Consider the following 17,085-nt stretch of genomic DNA (forward strand, 5'->3'; position numbering starts at 1 on the left):
TTCCATCAAAACACCGAGCAAACGCTCGGTGTTTTTTAATCAAAAGACTTTACTCAACTGGATACCAGTATCCGTAATTGACCAGCTGGGTTAGCAAGGCGATAAATGCCGGGTGGTCAATGAGCTTGCCCAGCATGTTCTGGCTGATAGCTTCGGCATCACACAGGTAGCTTGCCGCAGTACCGCATTCATCCGGTAGCTCATAGCTCTCGCCGTTGATAAACAGGACATGGGGATGCCCTGGATAATAGAAAGCACGCAGACCTCCTAATCGTTTGAGCACTTCACCGCTTTCGAGGAACTGGTAGACCTCGGCAGCTTGCCATGGCGGTTCGGCGGCAATGATATCGAGCTCGTGCCGGCTTTGGCTGAGGTGTTCTCCCATCCACTGCTTTATCATCTCTGGGTGATCGAGCAGGCTGCGCATCATGGTTTCCATGTCTGTGAACTCACTGGCCATAATAGCCCCTGGTGTGTTACGGGCGGGCAAATCCGGGTTGTGGTAGTGGACATCGCCCACTTCATTAGCAATAACAAAATCAGCAAAACTGCTAAGCAACTCTTGTTTTTTCGGTGAGCGAAAGCCAATTGAGAAACTCATTGACGTTTCAATGGCATAGCCGTCATGCGGGAAACCCGGTGGAATATATAGGATGTCGCCGGGTTCGAGTATTTCATCAATGATCGGCTTAAAGCTTTTGATTTGGCGTAGTGCGGGATGGCCAAACTCTTCCTCGTAGTTGGCTTTCTTAGGGCCAACTCGCCAGTGACGCTTCCCCGAGCCCTGAACAATGAACACATCGTATTGATCGATATGTGCGCCGACACCGCCACCAGGTGCTGAATAGCTGATCATCAGATCATCGAATAACCAATTAGGTAATTGGCGAAAAGGTGTCACTAAGCGCGCTGCCCCTTCATGCCAGTGGTTGGCCGCCTGAACCATAAAAGACCAGTTATCTTCTGGGACGTTATCAAAGGAGAGGGGGCCATGTTTAACCTCCCAGTCGTCACCATGCTTAGCAATGTAGCGAGAATCGACATCTTCTTCCATGGCAAGCCCAGCCAACTCGTCAGGGCTGATGGGATCGGAAAAGTCTTTGAATCCTTGTTTGATGATGGTTGGTTTCTTTTGCCAGAACTCGGCCAAAAACGCTTCGAACGAAAAAGTGAGTTGATACATAGCTTTGCTTTTTATGCTGACAATGATGAAGAGATTATACGCATAACTCTGTCGTGCTGCGGTGTTTTGGGTATAAAACAGAGAGGTTTGCTTTCGTGAGGAGGGTCTTCGTTTACGGACTCGCAAAGTGATAGGTTGGATTATTCAATCTATTACAGCGAAATTGTTGATACGAGCATTAAGATGAAACCAGCACCTATTAAAGAACTAATCACGTTTGATGACTTTGAAAAATTGGATATTCGAGTGGGTACGATTACCGCTGTGGCGGAAGTTGAAAAATCGAGGAAGCTGATGAAGCTGACGGTAGACTTTGGCGATCATGTCCGTTCAATTCTTGCTGGTATCAAACAAGAGCGGGAAGACCCATTTGAGATTGAAGGTAAACAAGCCTTGTTCGTAGTGAATTTACCAGAGCAAAAAATGGCCGGCGAAGTCTTTCAGGGGATGCTGTTTGATATTGGCTACGCTGATAAGTTGACACCTTGCCTCGCTGTGCCTGAAACCTCTATTCCGAATGGTAGCCGAGCGGGCTAGGTTTCATAACAACAAAAAGGCCAGCATGATGCTGGCCTTGATATATATGATGTATGACTTTTCGATTACAGCTTGTCAGTCAGTTTAACTGCATCACCGATGTAGTTCGCTGGCGTCATTTCTTTTAGACGTGCTTTCTCGTGCTCTGGCAGTTCCAGACCATCGATGAAGTTACGCATGCCTTCGCCGTCAACACGCTTACCACGAGTCAGCTCTTTTAGCTTCTCGTATGGCTTTTCGATACCGTAGCGACGCATAACAGTCTGTACAGGCTCAGCCAGTACTTCCCAGTTTTGGTCAAGCTCAGCTTCAAGTGCAGCCTGGTTAACTTCTAGCTTGCTGATACCTTTCAGGGTTGAAGTGTATGCAATGATTGCATAGCCACAGCCAACACCTAGGTTACGCAGTACTGTTGAGTCAGTCAGGTCGCGCTGCCAGCGAGAAACAGGCAGTTTCTGTGCTAGGTGGCTGAAGATAGCGTTCGCTAGGCCAAGGTTACCTTCAGAGTTTTCAAAGTCGATTGGGTTAACTTTGTGCGGCATCGTTGAAGAGCCGATTTCACCAGCGATAGTCTTCTGCTTGAAGTGACCCAGAGCGATGTAGCCCCAAACGTCACGGTCGAAGTCTAGAAGGATCGTGTTGAAGCGTGCGATAGCATCGAATAGCTCTGCGATGTAATCGTGCGGTTCGATCTGAGTGGTGTATGGGTTCCAAGTTACGCCAAGAGATTCAGTGATGAACTCTTCGCTGAACTGGTGCCAGTCAACTTCAGGGTAAGCAGATAGGTGAGCGTTGTAGTTACCTACCGCGCCGTTGATTTTCGCAAGAATTTCAACGTTTTCGATCTGCTTGTACTGACGTTCCATACGGTATGCAACGTTAGCCATTTCTTTACCCATTGTTGATGGAGAAGCTGGCTGGCCGTGGGTACGAGAAAGAAGCGGTACTTCACGGTATTCGTTGGCTAGGCCTTTGATCGCATCGATAACGTTGCGGATTTCAGGCAGGATAACTTGCTCGCGCGCTTCGTGCAGCATCAGTGCGTGAGAAGTGTTGTTGATATCTTCAGATGTACATGCGAAGTGAATGAACTCGTTCACAGCGTGTAGCTCTGGTACTTCAGCGACTTTTTCTTTCAGGAAGTATTCAACAGCTTTTACATCGTGGTTAGTCGTGCGCTCAATGGTCTTGATGCGCATTGCGTCTTCTTCGCTGAACTCAGCAGCAACGCGATCTAGGAAGGCATTGGCTTCAGCGCTGAACGCAGGAACTTCCACGATAGCATCAGTAGCGGCAAGTTTCTGTAGCCAGCGGATTTCAACGATTGTACGGTACTTTAGCAGACCAAATTCACTGAAAATGCTGCGAAGTGCAATCGTTTTACTTCCGTAGCGGCCGTCTACTGGGGAAACAGCAGTCAATGCTGACAGTTCCATGTTGCTCTCTCCTGAATCAATTAAGGTTTAAACAAGGTGTAACGTTCACCCTTGCCAAGGTTTGGTAAGGGGGTAAAAAAGTGCCAGCAACGCTGGCACGAAATATATTGTTAGCAGCGGGCTAGCAGGATTTTCGCCTGTTCGACCATCTGTTTGCGTCCGAAGATCAAATGGCGACGTTTACCACCGACCTGGCGCCATAACACCGCGGAGCGAATCGCGGCGAGAAGTAGAGCTCGCACTTTGTGCTGCACACTTTGTTGTTGAAGCTGAGCCGGTGTACCGGTCACCTGGATACGTGGGCCCAATGGGCTAATGATATCCAGGTAAATGCTGGCCAAATTACTGATCATTTGGTCTTCCAGTAGCTCGAAATGATCTGTCTGGCGCTGGGCCGTACTGATACGGTCACCCAGTTGCGCCATGCTGTCTCGGCGGCTAGCCAGTTTACGCTCCAATGCCATGACACTGACTAGGTAGCGAGTGATCTCATTGCCTGATGGCGTATTGTCGATTTCTGCTGCCAGTGCTTCGAGACCCATTTTCAAATTGGCTTCGTTGCCAAAGATCTCAATGGTGTTAGACGGGTTGGTCGCCATAATGCTGTTCAGGCTGGCTTCCAGCGCGTCATGGTCGCAATGGCCGTCTCGGGCAATCTTTTGAACTAGCTTTACGGCCTGACAAATACCAGCAAAGGCAATAGTACGGTCATAAACAGTGTTTGCCACGTGCGTCAACTCCCTTAGATACGCTTTTCAATAATACCGCCGCCCAGACAGACTTCACCGCTGTAGAAAACAGCGGACTGGCCCGGCGTTACCGCAATCTGCGGCTCGTCGAAGATAACCTTGATGGTTTCGTCATCAACCGGGATAACGGTACAAGGGATATCTTGCTGGCGGTAGCGTGTTTTAACCGTGCACTTGAACGGTTCGCGAATTGGTTGGCGATCAACCCAGTGTAGCTGAGCTGCCACCAAACCGTCTGACTTCAAGCGAGGGTGGTCTTTACCCTGGCCAACAATCAGAACGTTACGCTCTACATCTTTATCAACGACGAACCAAGGCTCTTCATTACCGTTACCACCTTTCTGGCCACCAATATGTAGGCCCTTACGTTGGCCTAGGGTGTGGTACATCAGACCTTGGTGTTCACCGATGACTTTTCCTTCATCGGCGGTTTCAATCTTACCTGGCTGTGCCGGCAGGTATTTGCTCAAAAATTCCGTGAACTTACGCTCACCGATAAAGCAGATACCGGTAGAATCTTTTTTCTTCGCAGTGATCAGGCCTTGCTCTTCCGCAATGCGGCGTACTTCGGGCTTCTCTAGCTCACCCACAGGGAATAGGCTGCGAGCAATCTGCTCGTGGCTCAATGTGTACAGGAAGTAGCTCTGATCTTTGTTGTTATCAACACCGCGCAGCATTTGCGGTAGTTCGCCTTCAGCGGTAGGGAAGCTGCGACGGGTGTAGTGGCCCATGGCAATATAATCGGCTTCCAACACTTCATCGGAGAAGTCCAAAAACGCTTTGAATTTAATTTCTTTGTTACAAAGAATGTCTGGGTTTGGTGTACGGCCTGCTTTGTACTCAGCTAGGAAGTACTCGAACACGTTGTCCCAGTATTCTGCCGCAAAGTTGATGGTGTGCAGGTGGATACCCAGTTTGTCACATACAGCTTGTGCGTCAGCGAGATCTTCGGCTGCTGAGCAGTACTCATCGTTGTCGTCTTCTTCCCAGTTTTTCATAAACAGGCCTTCAACTTGGTAGCCCTGTTGAAGAAGAAGGTACGCGGATACCGAGGAATCTACACCGCCGGACATGCCGACAATGACTTTTTTCTGGCTGTTATCTGACATTTTACTCTTCAGTCGTTAATAAAAGTTAAGGGCGCGATTCTAACAGAAACCATCTGGCCGAAACAGAGCGAGAGCGGAATCACACTTTAATAATTTTACCAACGTCATTTTTTCATTTGCGCAAACGTTTGCTTTCTGGTGGCAATGATAGATGAGGGCGAGGCAAAAGTGTAGTGTTTTTAATGTTAAATTCGTAAAAAGCCAGCAGGAAAATGTGAAGGGTTTGCCAGCAGTAGAAAACTGCTGGCAAGTAAGTTAAGAAGCGTCGAGTTTGACTTCCTTCCATTCCCCCGGGGCCAGATCACTGACGGTCCAATCAGCCATCTTGTAGCGGATAAGGCGCAGGGTAGGGTAGCCGATATGTGCGGTCATGCGGCGCACTTGGCGGTTGCGCCCTTCTTTCAAGGTGATGGCCAGCCAAGTCGTCGGAATATTCTTTCGCTCGCGAATAGGCGGGGTTCGCTCCCAAACATTAGGGTTGTCGATGACTTCAACACCCGCAGGCAAGGTCGGACCGTCCTTGAGGGTCACGCCACGTCGCAGCTGTTCCAGCTCTTCTTCGCTCGGGGCACCTTCAACCTGAACCCAGTAAGTTTTCGGTTGCTTGGATTTCGGCTGGGTCAGGCGTGCCTGCAAAACGCCATCATTGGTCAGCACCAATAATCCTTCACTGTCTTTATCCAGTCGACCGGCTGGATATACGTCTTTTACCGGGACGAAATCAGACAGCGTTTTATCCCCCGGTTCGCCCGTAAACTGGGTCAGAACGTTATAAGGTTTGTTAAATAATATGATCTTTGTCGGGCCGCGGGGACGCCTTGGTTTATTTCGTATTCTTGATGGTCGGCGCTCATTATTGGCACGTTTAGGTTGACGTGAAGAGGTGTTTGGCTTCATAAATAGCGAGTTGTACAAGGGAAAAGTAAATTGACACGCCTATTATACGCGAAAAATACAATGAGTGGCGTATCGATAAAATTTCAAGTATGATTTGCGCGCATCTTACAAAAAGATAACAAATGGACGCTAGGAGATTTAAATGGATAGTAAAGTAGTTGTACCAGCTGAAGGTCAGAAAATCACTCTGGATTCTGAAGGTAAACTGGTCGTTCCTAACAACCCTGTCATTCCTTACATCGAAGGTGATGGTATTGGGGTTGACGTAAGCCCTGCGATGATCAAAGTCGTTGATGCCGCTGTCGACAAAGCCTACGGCGGTGACCGTAAGATTGCCTGGATGGAAATCTACACCGGTGAGAAATCAACGCAAGTATATGGTGAAGATGCTTGGCTACCACAAGAAACCCTTGATTTCATCCGTGACTACAAAGTTGCAATCAAAGGTCCTCTAACTACCCCTGTCGGTGGTGGTATCCGTTCTTTGAACGTTGCACTTCGCCAAGAGCTTGACCTATACATCTGTGCCCGCCCAGTTCGCTACTTCGATGGTGTACCAAGCCCACTTAAGCAACCTGAACTAACAGACATGGTTATCTACCGCGAGAACTCGGAAGATATCTATGCGGGTGTTGAGTTCAAGGCTGGCACCGAAGAAGCTGATAAAGTTATCAAGTTCCTGCAAGACGAAATGGGCGCAACTAAGATCCGCTTCCCACAACAGTGTGGTGTAGGTATCAAGCCGGTTTCTGAAGAAGGCACTAAGCGCCTAGTCCGCGCTGCACTTCAGTACACTATCGACAATGATCGTGACTCGCTAACGCTGGTCCACAAAGGTAACATCATGAAGTTCACCGAAGGTGCCTTCAAAGATTGGGGTTACGAAGTGGCAGCGCAGGAGTTTGGTGCTGAGCTGCTTGACGGCGGCCCATGGATGACACTGAAGAACCCGAATACGGGTAAAGAAATCATCATCAAGGACAGCATTGCAGATGCGTTCCTGCAGCAAATCCTTCTGCGCCCAGCAGAGTACGATGTGATTGCAACCATGAACCTAAACGGCGACTATGTGTCTGATGCACTGGCTGCACAGGTTGGTGGTATCGGTATCGCACCGGGTGCAAACATCGGTGATGGTGTTGCCCTGTTCGAAGCGACTCATGGTACTGCACCTAAGTATGCGGGCCAGGACAAAGTGAACCCAGGTTCATTGATCCTATCTGCAGAAATGATGCTTCGCCACCTAGGTTGGACTGAAGCGGCTGATCTTATCATCAGCTCGATGGAAGCAGCGATCAGCAACAAGACTGTAACTTACGATTTTGAGCGCCAAATGGAAGGTGCGACACTGCGTAAGTGTTCAGAGTTTGCGGATGACATGATTGAGCAGATGTAATTCTGTATCATCATTGCGATAAAATGCAAAAAAGCCCAGCTCATGCTGGGCTTTTTTGTGCCTCAAATATGCTACTCAATAGGCAAATTATTTGCCATTGTAACTGTATTGTTAAATATTGATAGCGTTAACAGAATGGGTGAATATGCATAAGTTATTCACTTTTCTGTTGGCCAAAAGAGAGAACTTATAGAGCGATTCCGGGCAGAGAAAGTGAAATGAAATAAAAAAGACGAGCATTTGCTCGTCTTCAGAAAGAAACGTAGAGGTCAAACCTGCTATTTAACAGCCTCACCTTCAACGGGAATGATTTCCTTGGCATGGAACCCTTTTGGCCCAGTCTCAACCGTGTAGCTGACCTGCTGACCAGCTTTGAGTGTACGGTAACCATCCATCTGAATAGTCGAATAATGGGCGAAAATATCGCCTTCGCCTGTTTCAGGGCAGATAAAACCAAATCCCTTAGCGTTATTAAACCATTTAACTGTACCTGTTGCCATGCTTACTTCCTTCTGTGCATTCAAGTTCCATTTTGCATTAGTTTGCTATGTCCTTTGTATCACGACTTGCATACTAATGCTAATTTGATGCAGTTAATATCTACTACAAGTTACACTTTAGTAAAAAGACTTAGGCAGTCAAGTTGGTCATATAACATTTTATTAAAATGTGGTGCCGTGTTAAATTTTTGACATCTTTCTGCATGTAATTGCTTTTCTGGCACGTATTTTATGCAATCTGTCGCATTCTGGCGGTATCTCCCACTTTAGGCGGAAACGGCGGTAATTCGTCCGGATTGTCGGCTTAGTCATAGTCATCTCTTATTTGCTGGAATACAATGTGTGCATTAGTCTGAATATAGGGGTAGGAAAACGGTGGTCGGACACGCCTTGTAAGCAGGGATATAAGTTAACTCTTTGTTTCTTGGTAGACTATTCCTATCGTACTGGTAAGTTAAGGTTATGAGTAAGTTATACGAGTGGATTATTCCCGACTCCGATGTATTGGAAGAAGAGGAAGTCCAGACAAAACCACCATCGATGTACAAAGTAATTTTGAACAATGATGATTACACACCGATGGATTTTGTGATAGAAGTGTTACAGAAGTTCTTCTCCATGGATCTGGAGAAATCAACACAGTTGATGCTAACTGTGCATTACGAGGGGAAAGCGGTGTGCGGAACCTTCACCGCCGAGGTAGCCGAGACCAAGGTGGCCCAGGTGATGATGTATGCGAGGGAGCATGAACATCCGCTACTGTGTACGATGGAAAAGGCATAGTCTTTTTCCGGCACGCCATAATTGAGTGGTATTTAGGGGAGGTGCCTTATGCTAAACAAAGAACTTGAAGCGAGCTTGAATGCTGCCTTTGCGCGGGCGAGAGAGAAACGTCATGAGTTTATGACGGTAGAACATCTGCTGTTGGCATTATTGGAGAATCCAGCGGCACAAGAGGCCTTGGTGGCCTGCCGAGCTAATCTGGATACGCTGCGCAAAGAGCTTGATTCGTTTATTGAACAAACGACCCCACTGATCCCAGTGGATGATGAAAGCAGGGAAACTCAGCCTACACTCAGCTTCCAGCGTGTATTACAGCGTGCTGTATTCCACGTTCAGTCTTCCGGTCGCAGCGAAGTGACCGGGGCTAATGTGCTGGTCGCTATCTTTAGCGAGCAGGAATCGCATGCGGCTTATTTGCTCAAGAAGAGCGATATCAGTCGTTTGGATGTGGTTAATTTCATTTCTCATGGCACGGTCAAAGATAGCGACAACGACGATATCAACGGTCCTGATGTGGGTGGCGAAGAACCACGTGCAGAGCAGAGTTCTGAAGATAAACTGGAAAACTTTGCTACCAACCTCAACCAGCTTGCCCGTGCGGGTGGGGTCGATCCATTAATTGGCCGTGATACTGAACTTGAACGAACGGTACAGGTGCTTTGTCGTCGCCGTAAGAACAATCCACTATTGGTCGGTGAGGCCGGTGTGGGTAAAACCGCGATTGCGGAAGGTTTGGCTTGGCGTATCGTTGAGGGCCAAGTGCCAGATGTGATCAAAGACTGTGTGATTTACTCACTGGATATTGGTTCACTGCTGGCTGGTACCAAATACCGTGGTGATTTCGAGAAGCGCTTCAAAGCAATTCTGAAGCAGCTAGAGAAAGAAGAGCAAGCCATCCTGTTTATTGATGAAATCCACACTATCATCGGTGCAGGTGCCGCCTCTGGTGGTCAGGTTGATGCGGCTAACCTTATCAAGCCGCTGCTCAGTAACGGTAAGCTTCGCTGCATGGGCTCGACGACATACCAGGAATACAGCAACATCTTTGAGAAAGAGCGTGCGCTGTCTCGTCGTTTCCAGAAAATCGATATTATCGAGCCTTCACTGGATGACACCACCAAGATTTTGATGGGTCTGAAGCCGAAGTACGAAGCGCACCACGAAGTTCGCTTTACCAACAAAGCTATCCGTGCTGCGGTTGAGCTGTCAGCGAAATACATCAATGAACGCCATCTGCCGGATAAAGCGATTGATGTTATCGATGAAGCCGGTGCGCGTTGTCGCTTGGCGCCAGCGAGCCGTCGTAAGAAGACTGTTAATGTCAGTGATATCGAGGCAATGATCGCCAAGATGGCGCGTATCCCTGAGAAGTCGGTTTCTTCAAGTGATCGTGATGTACTGCAAAAACTTGATAACAAGCTGAAGATGCTAGTCTTCGGACAAGATCCGGCTATCGATGTGCTAACCGAGGCGATCAAGCTTAGCCGTGCTGGTCTGGGTGCCGAGAACAAACCTGTGGGTTCATTCTTGTTTGCTGGCCCTACTGGTGTAGGTAAAACAGAGGTAACGGTACAGCTTGCACGTACATTGGGCATCGAGCTACTTCGTTTTGATATGTCTGAGTACATGGAGCGTCATACAGTGAGCCGCCTAATCGGTGCGCCTCCAGGTTATGTTGGTTACGATCAGGGTGGTCTGTTGACCGATGCGGTTATCAAGCATCCACACGCAGTGGTACTGCTTGATGAAATCGAAAAAGCTCACCCAGATGTCTTTAACCTGCTGCTTCAGGTGATGGATAACGGTACGCTTACCGACAACAATGGTCGCAAGGCTGATTTCCGTAATGTGATCTTGGTGATGACCACTAATGCCGGTGTTACCGAGACGGTCCGCAAGTCGATCGGCTTGATCCAGCAGGATCATAGCCACGATGCAATGGGTGAAATCAAGCGTGTCTTCACGCCTGAATTCCGTAACCGTCTAGACGGTATCATTTGGTTCAACCACCTTGAGAAAGATGTTATTTCCCAGGTGGTCGACAAGTTCATTGTCGAGCTGCAGGCCCAACTGGATGCCCGTGGTGTATCAATGGAAGTGTCGTCGAAAGCCCGTGAGTGGCTGGCGAATAAAGGTTATGACAAGGCGATGGGTGCCCGTCCAATGGCCCGCGTGATTCAGGACAACCTGAAAAAACCAATGGCCAACGAGTTGCTATTTGGTAGCTTGGTGAACGGCGGTTCGGTGCGTGTTGATATCGTCAACGATGAACTGGATTTCCAGTTCAGTAGTGATTTGGAACCAGCGCACTAGACATACCGATAATAAACGTTAACAAAAAGAACCGCCTCTGGGCGGTTCCTTTCGTTATGGGGCCAGTGGTTGAAGGCTAGAGGCGATAGGTGAAGTAGTCCTTGGGATAGTAGGCCCAAGGCTCTCGGAATAGCATTCTTGACCGGGTATAACTATCAGTCATTGTTCCCGCCAATCGTCTATTTTCGACTCGCGTACAAGTGCAGCAAATCCGTTGCAATGGTCGCAGCGGCCAAAGCGGTCATGTCGGCATGGTCATAAGCCGGTGCGACTTCAACCACGTCCATACCCACAAGATTGATGCCTTGTAAGCCACGGATGATCTTCAACGCTTTGTCCGATGTCAGTCCACCACATACCGGTGTGCCGGTACCCGGTGCGAACGCCGGATCCAAGCAATCTATGTCGAAGGTTAGGTACACTGGCATATCACCGACGGTGTGTTTAATCTTCTCGACAATTTGATCAACCGACCAGTCATTAGCTGTTCCTGCATCCAGGACACTGAAGCCTAGCTTATTGTCATAATCGGTACGTATCCCGATCTGGATTGAGTGCTGTGGATCAATCAAGCCCTCGTTAGGTGCGTGGTAGAACATGGTACCGTGATCAAACTGGCTGCCCATGTCATAGGTATCGGTATGGGCATCGAAATGGATCAGCGCCATTTTGCCGAATTTCTTGGCATGGGCACGCAGCAGCGGCAGAGTAACAAAGTGGTCACCACCGAAGGTCAGCAAGGTTTTGCCCACTTCAAGCAGTGACGTCGCGTGGTTTTCCAAGCGTTCGCACATTTGCGCAGCATCACCGCTGTCAAAAACCAAATCACCACAATCGGCAATGGTCAGCTTGTCTTTAAGCGCAAATGACCAAGGCCAGCGTTTGCCTTCCCAAGCAAGATGGGTCGATACCTGGCGGATTGCATTCGGGCCCATACGGCTACCTGAGCGGCCTGTTGTGGCCATATCGAACGGGATACCGGTGATGATGATATCGGCATCGGTGGAGTGCGGTGCAAATTCTAACGGCTGACGTAGAAAACCAAAGGCATTTGCCGTTAGCGAATAATCTGGATGAGTTGCAAGTGTTGCCATAATCGGCTCCTGATACTGTCGGGAACAAATATTGTTGGACCAAATATTGTTAAGTGGCCACCAGTATGCTGGTGGCCTGTACTGTTATTTCGCGTTGTTATGTATTAACGCTGGCTCTGGACATCTTCCAGGTAGGTATAGCCATTTAGCCCTTCTTCGAGCTCGCTCAAAATGGCGCTGTGCTCGTGTTCAGGCAAGTGTTGCTTGACCATCTGCTCGTACTGGGCCAAGAAGCTGGCAGAATCAAGACGGACACTGCGCAGCACGTCTTTGACGCTGTCGCCATGGTCTACACGTTCGATCTCATAGCCGCCTTCCGGCATGGTGCGGACAATCGCGGTATCGGTATCACCAAACAAGTTGTGCAAATCCCCCAAGATCTCTTGGTAGGCACCCACTAGGAAGAACCCCATGCGATACGGTGATTCATCACTCCAGGCCGGAACTGCCAGCGTTGTCTCGATCCCTTGTCCTTCTACGTATTGCTCGATAGCACCGTCTGAGTCACAGGTAATATCCAAAATTACTGCACGTCGCTCCGGCTCCTTATCGAGGTTGCTCAGCGGCAGGATAGGGAAGACTTGGTCGATCCCCCAGGCATCTGGCAACGACTGGAACAGCGAGAAGTTAACAAAGAACTTATCAGCCAAGCGCTCATGAAGTTCGTCCAGCAATGGACGATGGGCGCGGTTCTTCGCCGACAGCATTTTCTCTAGCTCGTAGCAGAGCCGCAGGCTGATTTGTTCGGCCCACGCACGTTCGGTAAAGCTCAGTATACCCATGGCAAATTGAGTGTGTACTTCAGCCAGATCACTCTGGTTGTCATGGTAAATCTCAATCAGCGAGCGAGAATCGGTTAGCGTCATCAGCTCCTTCCATGAGTGCCACATATTGTGAAGGATCTGCGGGGCAGATGCCTCTGGCGGGTTTACCGATTCTTGTTTATACCTTTCTACACCAATTACATCCGTGATCAGCACTGCATGGTGAGCAGTTAGGTTACGGCCCGACTCCGAGATAATTCTCGGCATTGGAATGTCGTACTCCTTGCAGATATCACCCAGGGTGTAGACCACATTGTTGGCGTACTCGCGCAGGCTGTAGTTCATGGAACAGCTGCTCTGGCTGCGGGTGCCTTCATAATCAACAGCCAAACCGCCACCGACATCGACGGTAGTGATCCCTGCGCCCAGTTTCTTCAGCTCGGCATATACCCGGCCAGCTTCTCCGACACCGCTACGGACATCGCGGATATTGGCGATCTGCGAGCCAAGGTGGAAGTGAAGCAATTGCAGGCAGTCGAGCATATCGTTGTCACTCAGCTGCTCAACAACAGACAGCACCTGAGATGCAGACAGGCCAAATTTGGACTTCTCGCCACCGCTGGCTTGCCACTTTCCTTTACCTTGGGATGCAAGGCGAGCACGCAAACCAAGACGAGGGCGAACACCCAGCTCGATAGCTTCTTGCATGACGGTTTTAAGCTCGGAGAGCTTTTCCAACACGATATAGACATCGTGGCCGAGCTTTTCACCTATCAGGGCAAGACGGATGTATTCCCTGTCTTTGTAGCCGTTGCAGACGATCACCGAGCTTGCTTGCTGTGCCATTGCCAGCACAGCCATCAATTCTGGTTTGCTGCCGGCTTCCAAGCCCAACTGACGCTGCTGCTTGGCATATTGGCTAGCCAGGATCTCGCTGACGACTGCTTCTTGTTGGTTCACCTTGATTGGGTAAACCGCCAGATATTCGCCTTGGTATTGGTAGTGGTCGATAGCCTGGTTAAAAACCGTGCACAAGGTATCGACTCGGTGATGGAGAATATCAGGAAAACGAACCAAAACCGGTAAAGATGCACCCTTGGCAATTAACTGATCCGCCAACTGTGACAGGGCTATGGTATTCAGCGGGTTCTGGCTGTCTGGCCTTGCCACGACTTCACCTTGTGAACTGATATCAAAGTAGCCTTGTCCCCAATATGGGATGTTGTAAACGTCACGCGCATTTTTAGTCGTCCAATCACTCATTACTTTTTCCTCGGGCAGTGATTGGGTACTGACAGTCAATCGACAGCTGTGGCAAGGCCCAGCCTTAGGACTGTAAGTACCAGGTTAGTTAATACTCATCAGATAGATGTGCGGAGCGATGGGAATGCAATAGGCCCCGTCAACATCCTAGGTGAACCAAAGTGGGTTAGACGCAGCCAGCGAGCGTTCGTTGGGCCCGTCTTTGCGACATGCGTTTCTTTCGGCGCTCAAGGTGCGGCGACGTGTTAAGCGGTCGGTCTTTCGGGTGGATAGTGGCTGCGATGTCGCACATGTGCAATAGGTTGATTTCTACTTGCATATCATGCATTGCGATAGGTTTCATTGTCATTCCTAAACGGCCGTGCTGCAGACAGATTTCACGGTATGACAGAAGAAGGTGAGGGCGTGTCCCTCGCATACACCTCACTCGCTTTTGGCCTTTGGGTGCAGGGGGATTAAACAACCGAACGGGGGGTGTGGCAAATAAAATAAATTTGCGATGACGATGAGGAGTTTTTATCGAAAAAGTGAAGGGGAATCATCGTAAGATTTCTTGGCGTTAGAAAAAATAAAACCCGGCGAAAGGCCGGGTTTTATTTGTATTCTGTAATCTTGGTATAAGATTAACGGGCGCGGAAGACGATGCGGCCTTTGGTTAGGTCGTATGGAGTCAGTTCCACAGTTACCTTGTCACCAGTAAGAATACGGATGTAGTTTTTACGCATTTTGCCAGAAATGTGAGCGGTAACAACGTGACCGTTCTCAAGCTCTACGCGGAACATAGTGTTAGGTAGTGTGTCTAGCACAGTACCTTGCATTTCAATTACGTCTTCTTTTGCCATTGAATCCTCTTAGGCTACCAGCCATTCTTCTGATCGGGCTGGATAATGCCTTGAAACTGTTTGAGTGTAAAGTTTAGGCCGCAATTTTACATCTGCGAATGTGCTTTGTCAGCTACTCTGATGCATTAATACGTATTTTATCGTATTTACCTCAGGCAGCGGTGAAAAATGCAGCTTAGTTTTCATCAAAATGTTGCCATCCATGTGCTGTCAGCCTTTCGTAGGGTTTGAAGCGAACCTTGTAGTTCATCGCTTTGCATTGGTCGATTTGGTAGCCGGGATAGAGCCAGCGCCGCCCTGAACGTTGGCAATACTGGATCTGATAGAGTACACACAGCGTACCAAGCGAGAGCGCGCTGTCCGGGTCAAAGAAGCTATATACCGCGCTCATGGCATCATCGAAAACATCGGTAATGGCAATAGCGATAAGTTTTTCTTCCTCATAAACATGAAGGAAAAGGGTATCCATCCAAGGTGCGGTACAGAATTCGAAGAACTGGGCCTTGTTCGGTGGATACATACTGCCATCGGAATGACGCTGGGTGATGTAACGCTCGTATAACGGATACCAGTCTGGATCCAGATCCGTTTTGAACTCCCAGCGTAGCTTGGTAATCTGGTTGAGTTGGCGCTTCTGGCTTTTCGATGGTCGAAAAGCAGGGCAGTCCACCCGCAGCGGTACACATGCGCTGCACTGCTGACACATGGGTTTGTAGACGGCACTGCCACTTCGACGGTAGCCCGATGCCAGCAACACACTATAGCCAGCCGGTGACAACCAATGGTGGTCCATCACGACACCGAGCTGCTCGCTTTGCCCAGGGAGATAGCTGCACGACGATTCAGGTGTCAAACCGATACGTAAAGGAAGCTTGTTTAAACTGCTCATGACGGTGTGAAAGTTAACTCCTGACTCTGGTAACACGCATCACTCAGTATGGCATCTCTTTGCAGGTGGAGGAAATGTGTGAACAGCTCTCTCTCCATCTCGGCTGCGCCGAGGGAGGCAAGGTGATCATTCATAATTTGGCAATCAATCAGTTGGCCGCCATGAGAACTGAAGTGTTCGCAAAATTTCCAGAGGGCAATCTTGGAAGCATTGTCTGCCAGCGAGAACATCGACTCGCCACAGAACACGCCGCCGACACTGATCCCATATAGCCCGCCAACGAGCTTACCCTGCTGCCATACTTCCACAGAATGGCAGTAGCCGAGATCATGCAGGTGTTGATAGGCCTGGATCATTTCAGGAGTGATCCAAGTTTCTTCTGCTTTACGGGTGCTGGCACAAAGCTCGATAATATCGTGACAAGCTTGATTCAATGTGACTTGGTAGCCAGATTTTCGGTAGAATTTCCTTAAGCTTTTACTCGGTTGGAATTGATCTGGCAGGAATACCGCCCTCGGGGCAGGACTCCACCACAGTAGGGGCTCACCTTCTGAAAACCACGGGAATATCCCTTGACGATAGGCGCTGACCAGACGTTCTGGTCGCAAGTCACCACCAAAGGCTAGCAAGCCATTTGGGTCTGCTAATGCGGTTTCAGGGGCTGGGAAATCGGTATTGACCGGATCAAGCTCCGGAAGATAAATTGCCATAATTACACTAAATGTAGCTTATTTTACTTGGGAATAAAGCCATTGCCCAAGTGCACAGTTTGCCGGGAAAGAGGATTATACATGATGAGAAAATGGTTAGTGTTATTGTTAGTTCTACCTCTGGCACTTTCTGCGGCACCATACAACAGAAATCAGGCGCGAACGGTGAACCAAGTGATATTCGGTGCCGTGGACAGTGTCCGCTATATTACCCACCAAGAAGTCATAGAATCGCAGCGAAATGGCTGGGAAACCTTGCTAGGAGGCGTGATTGGTGGCTTGATTGGTAATCAGTTTGGTGACGGTACCGGAAGGGAGGTCGCTACGGCAGTGGGTGCGGTTGCTGGCGCGGGTATTGCGCATAATCGCCAGCCGACGCAGCAGATTGTTCAATACCGATTGGTGGAGCTATTGATCAAGGCAGAAGATGGCACACTGATCGATGTGATCCAAGATGTCGATTCCACCATGCTGTTCCAACCCAAAGACAAGGTCAGAATACTCTATTTCGATAATGGAGTAAGGGTAGATAAAACCTACCCGTAGCGTGGTAGGTATAACAACAGGTATAAAAAAAGCGTGATGGCTAACACCATCACGCTTTTTGTATTCAGGCGATA

Annotated in this window: 17 protein-coding genes; 5 read left to right on the forward strand and 12 right to left on the reverse strand. The window is 48.9% G+C overall.

Features of this window, described 5'->3' with window-relative positions:
• Positions 1-49: 49 nt before the first annotated feature.
• Positions 50-1,183: a ribosomal protein uL16 3-hydroxylase gene (locus ACXAD4_RS05725; RefSeq protein ID WP_475239481.1), complete on the reverse strand. Its 1,134-nt coding sequence runs from the start codon at positions 1,181-1,183 to the stop codon at positions 50-52.
• Between the two features lie 183 nt (positions 1,184-1,366).
• On the opposite strand from ACXAD4_RS05725, the gene ACXAD4_RS05730 reads away from it, so the two are divergent.
• Positions 1,367-1,720, forward strand: a complete 354-nt coding sequence (locus tag ACXAD4_RS05730) for a tRNA-binding protein (RefSeq protein WP_475239483.1) — start codon at positions 1,367-1,369, stop codon at positions 1,718-1,720.
• A 65-nt stretch (positions 1,721-1,785) separates the two neighbouring features.
• On the opposite strand, the gene purB is transcribed toward ACXAD4_RS05730, so the two are convergent.
• The 4 genes from purB to rluE form a co-directional block, all read right to left on the reverse strand.
• The gene (gene purB / locus ACXAD4_RS05735; RefSeq protein WP_475239486.1) at positions 1,786-3,156 is read right to left on the reverse strand and encodes an adenylosuccinate lyase; all 1,371 of its coding nucleotides are present in this window, start codon (positions 3,154-3,156) and stop codon (positions 1,786-1,788) included.
• 110 nt (positions 3,157-3,266) lie between these two features.
• Complete coding sequence (gene hflD, locus ACXAD4_RS05740; RefSeq protein WP_107298669.1) at positions 3,267-3,884, reverse strand: high frequency lysogenization protein HflD; 618 nt, start codon at positions 3,882-3,884, stop codon at positions 3,267-3,269.
• A gap of 14 nt (positions 3,885-3,898) precedes the next feature.
• The gene (mnmA, locus tag ACXAD4_RS05745) at positions 3,899-5,014 is read right to left on the reverse strand and encodes a tRNA 2-thiouridine(34) synthase MnmA (RefSeq protein WP_475239489.1); all 1,116 of its coding nucleotides are present in this window, start codon (positions 5,012-5,014) and stop codon (positions 3,899-3,901) included.
• A 255-nt stretch (positions 5,015-5,269) separates the two neighbouring features.
• Positions 5,270-5,911 carry a 23S rRNA pseudouridine(2457) synthase RluE gene (gene rluE / locus ACXAD4_RS05750; RefSeq protein WP_475239491.1) on the reverse strand — a complete coding sequence of 214 codons (642 nt, stop codon included), beginning with the start codon at positions 5,909-5,911 and terminating at the stop codon, positions 5,270-5,272.
• 142 nt (positions 5,912-6,053) lie between these two features.
• On the opposite strand from rluE, the gene icd reads away from it, so the two are divergent.
• Positions 6,054-7,307: an NADP-dependent isocitrate dehydrogenase gene (gene icd / locus ACXAD4_RS05755; protein WP_475239494.1), complete on the forward strand. Its 1,254-nt coding sequence runs from the start codon at positions 6,054-6,056 to the stop codon at positions 7,305-7,307.
• A gap of 278 nt (positions 7,308-7,585) precedes the next feature.
• Here the strand turns inward: icd and cspD are convergent, their stop codons facing one another.
• Positions 7,586-7,807, reverse strand: a complete 222-nt coding sequence (gene cspD, locus ACXAD4_RS05760) for a cold shock domain-containing protein CspD (RefSeq protein ID WP_187463223.1) — start codon at positions 7,805-7,807, stop codon at positions 7,586-7,588.
• A gap of 462 nt (positions 7,808-8,269) precedes the next feature.
• On the opposite strand from cspD, the gene clpS reads away from it, so the two are divergent.
• Together clpS and clpA are read left to right on the forward strand one after the other, a co-directional pair.
• Entirely contained in the window at positions 8,270-8,590 is a 321-nt protein-coding gene (gene clpS, locus ACXAD4_RS05765; protein ID WP_107298674.1) for an ATP-dependent Clp protease adapter ClpS, read from the forward strand.
• 48 nt (positions 8,591-8,638) lie between these two features.
• Entirely contained in the window at positions 8,639-10,903 is a 2,265-nt protein-coding gene (gene clpA / locus ACXAD4_RS05770) for an ATP-dependent Clp protease ATP-binding subunit ClpA (protein ID WP_475239497.1), read from the forward strand.
• Positions 10,904-11,082: 179 nt separating this feature from the next.
• On the opposite strand, the gene speB is transcribed toward clpA, so the two are convergent.
• From speB to aat, 6 genes are all read right to left on the reverse strand, one after another.
• Complete coding sequence (gene speB / locus ACXAD4_RS05775; RefSeq protein WP_475239498.1) at positions 11,083-11,997, reverse strand: agmatinase; 915 nt, start codon at positions 11,995-11,997, stop codon at positions 11,083-11,085.
• Positions 11,998-12,101: 104 nt separating this feature from the next.
• Entirely contained in the window at positions 12,102-14,024 is a 1,923-nt protein-coding gene (gene speA, locus ACXAD4_RS05780) for a biosynthetic arginine decarboxylase (protein WP_475239501.1), read from the reverse strand.
• Positions 14,025-14,190: 166 nt separating this feature from the next.
• The gene (locus ACXAD4_RS05785; RefSeq protein ID WP_475239503.1) at positions 14,191-14,367 is read right to left on the reverse strand and encodes a hypothetical protein; all 177 of its coding nucleotides are present in this window, start codon (positions 14,365-14,367) and stop codon (positions 14,191-14,193) included.
• A gap of 280 nt (positions 14,368-14,647) precedes the next feature.
• Positions 14,648-14,866 carry a translation initiation factor IF-1 gene (gene infA / locus ACXAD4_RS05790; RefSeq protein ID WP_005298441.1) on the reverse strand — a complete coding sequence of 73 codons (219 nt, stop codon included), beginning with the start codon at positions 14,864-14,866 and terminating at the stop codon, positions 14,648-14,650.
• A gap of 175 nt (positions 14,867-15,041) precedes the next feature.
• The gene (locus ACXAD4_RS05795; protein ID WP_475239507.1) at positions 15,042-15,755 is read right to left on the reverse strand and encodes an arginyltransferase; all 714 of its coding nucleotides are present in this window, start codon (positions 15,753-15,755) and stop codon (positions 15,042-15,044) included.
• Positions 15,752-16,465, reverse strand: a complete 714-nt coding sequence (gene aat / locus ACXAD4_RS05800; protein ID WP_475239510.1) for a leucyl/phenylalanyl-tRNA--protein transferase — start codon at positions 16,463-16,465, stop codon at positions 15,752-15,754. The genes ACXAD4_RS05795 and aat overlap by 4 nt, the downstream gene beginning before the upstream one ends.
• Before the next feature lie 84 nt (positions 16,466-16,549).
• On the opposite strand from aat, the gene ACXAD4_RS05805 reads away from it, so the two are divergent.
• Positions 16,550-17,011, forward strand: a complete 462-nt coding sequence (locus ACXAD4_RS05805) for a glycine zipper 2TM domain-containing protein (RefSeq protein ID WP_475242722.1) — start codon at positions 16,550-16,552, stop codon at positions 17,009-17,011.
• Positions 17,012-17,085 lie beyond the last annotated feature (74 nt).

This window comes from Photobacterium sp. AWH4_225 (assembly GCF_056158405.1).